Source organism: Candidatus Nanopusillus massiliensis (genome assembly GCF_920984865.1).
Map to the genome: position 1 here is coordinate 177798 of NZ_OV100765.1, position 251 is coordinate 178048.

The following is a 251-nucleotide window of genomic DNA, read 5'->3' on the forward strand; positions in this document are numbered from 1 at the left end:
ATCATACCAAACATATAATACTTTATCCTTATATTCTTCAAAATGATTATATAGATTTAATATACTATCNACTTTTGGCCAATTTTCTTCTACAATTTTTAAAATATTTGTGTATTCATCTGTATTTATAGCTAGACCCTCTNCTTTTAATGCATTTATTAAAGAATCAACAAAAGTATCTTTTGAATTAAATGATANTTTGTCAAATATTTTCTTAATTGTTNNTTGCCATAATTCTTTATAAGGAAATG